The sequence below is a fragment of the Clostridium sp. AM49-4BH genome (genome assembly GCF_003478335.1).
Taxonomy (GTDB): domain Bacteria; phylum Bacillota; class Clostridia; order Lachnospirales; family Lachnospiraceae; genus Butyribacter.
On sequence record NZ_QUFB01000130.1, the window covers coordinates 1 to 1,075 of the forward strand.

Consider the following 1,075-nt stretch of genomic DNA (forward strand, 5'->3'; position numbering starts at 1 on the left):
ATAAAGAAAAATTAAATCATATTATCTTTGATGGTCTTTACGGGAATAAATTTATTGAATCTTCATCTAACCAAAAAGCAATACTTATATTGCATATTAATTCGGATGATTATAATGAAGCTTTAAAAATTTCAGATGATTTTTTAGCCGAATTGTACGAAAAATGTAATCTAATAGGAGAGTGGCAATTAGTTGAAAGTTGTAGAGGCTCTTGGATTTTGACATTTGTTATTTCAGCGATGATAATAGTAATGTTGCCTAAAATAATCAAAAATTACTATAACCTTATCTCTGAAATACAAATTAAAAGTAGCCTAAAAAAGAAAATTTTAAAGAAGGCAGACTGTCCTAGACTAACAACAAATGAAATGGAACAGTTAGTTGATATTGTCGATAAATTAAAAATATTGGAGCAAACAGAAATTGATATTCCTCAAAAAATATCAAATATCAAGCAATTTTGTAATGCGCTAATAGATTTATAAAGTGTTTCTCGTTTTGCCATTAAGTTAATTCTAAAGCAATAATTTTTTTGATCAGTGTACAAATATCTGTCATGTGGTAATGTTAGAACATTGCTTTTAATTAAAATTTCTTTGGCGATTGATAAGTCATTTTGAGAGTTAAACTTGCTTCGTGGAATACCAAATAGACAGTATATTCCACTTACACAGTTACTCACATATATTTTTTTATTGGTTAACATACTAAACAGCAAATAATAATTATTTTGGGCATAATCAATATTTTGAGTTAATTGTTGCATTATGAATGAACGCTCATTTTGGCTGTAAAGCTTTTGAATGTAATTATATTGCTGTGCTGTAATTGAGCCAAAAAATAGAACACTATTTTTTTCAATTTTGTCTATCCATTCAGAACTGGAAAAAATAGAGCAATGTTTTATTCCATTGAGAAATAAATTTTTAGCTAATGATTCCAATATGATGAAATTATGATAACAAGATACTTTATTGTATAGTTCAAAATCATTTAGCGAAGCCGTTTGCTCCCCATTTTAAACCATTATAGATATTGTCAATCAATATACAACCGTTTGTTTTTTAGTAGTGCG

General features: G+C 27.3%; 1 protein-coding gene. It reads left to right on the forward strand.

The genetic code is table 11. From position 1 onward, the window contains the following. Positions 1-485 (forward strand): hypothetical protein (locus DW981_RS15295; RefSeq protein WP_182434317.1); only part of this gene is annotated, 485 nt, incomplete at its 5' end. Positions 486-1,075: the final 590 nt, after the last annotated feature.